This is a genomic window from Ruegeria atlantica (assembly GCF_947495585.1).
GTDB classification, from domain to species: Bacteria; Pseudomonadota; Alphaproteobacteria; order Rhodobacterales; family Rhodobacteraceae; genus Ruegeria; species Ruegeria atlantica_G.
Map to the genome: position 1 here is coordinate 1 of NZ_CANLZK010000046.1, position 820 is coordinate 820.

At 50.4% G+C, this 820-nt stretch carries 1 protein-coding gene; it reads right to left on the minus strand.

Annotation, left to right across the window (positions count from 1 at the left end; genetic code table 11):
• Window positions 1-54: 54 nt before the first annotated feature.
• A complete protein-coding gene (locus tag QMP16_RS23505; RefSeq protein WP_282154385.1) occupies window positions 55-735 on the minus strand; it encodes an IS6 family transposase in 681 nt (226 codons plus the stop codon).
• Window positions 736-820: the final 85 nt, after the last annotated feature.

Here is an 820-nt window from a genome sequence, read left to right on the forward strand (position 1 = left end):
GGCTCTGTTGCAAACTTTTGAGCATGGCGAGCTAATTCAGCGATCGCATCGGTGTTAACCGGCTAGTTCGGCGAATTGTTTGAAAGGACAGGCTCCAGGCGTGAGCTGTCCCTTGCGGATCATGTGCGCAGTTTCGATTCCAGCCAGAGTTGCTGAAGCTGAATTGAAGGATTTAAAACCAAGCATCGGACGGGTTCGCCTTTTGATGAACCTGTGATCTTGTTCTACGATGTTATTGAGGTATTTTCGTCTGACCATCTCGATGGGAATGGGACATCCAAAGCCTTTGAGCATTTTGTTGATGGCCTTCAGGCCCGCAGTATTGGCGCCGCTTTTGTCGATGACAATCTTCCGTGGTAACCCATTAACTTCCAGCATCCGGGCAAAGAATTTAGTGGCAGCTGGCTTGTTGCGCCGCTCAGATAACATGAAATCAAGTGTCTTTCCGTGTTTGTCGACGGCGCGGTATAGATAGACCCACGCGCCCTTAACCTTGATGTATGTCTCGTCCATTCTCCAGGAGCAGTCGCATGGTCCTTTGCGTCTACGCGCTGCTTCGGCAATGGCGCCAGAATATCGCGTTACCCATCGGTTCAGCGTGGTGTGATCCACGAAAACACCTCGCTCTCCCATGATTTCTTCTAAGTCGCGATATGAAACGCCGTATCGAACGTAGAAGAAGACCGCGAACAGGATCACATCCTTCGGATATTGCGCGCCTTTGAAGGAGATCATGAGCTGGCTTTCGGCTGATTATTGCTGCTGATCACTCGCGCGCTAACCCAACAATCGTCAATGTCAAAAAGTTTGCAACAGAGCC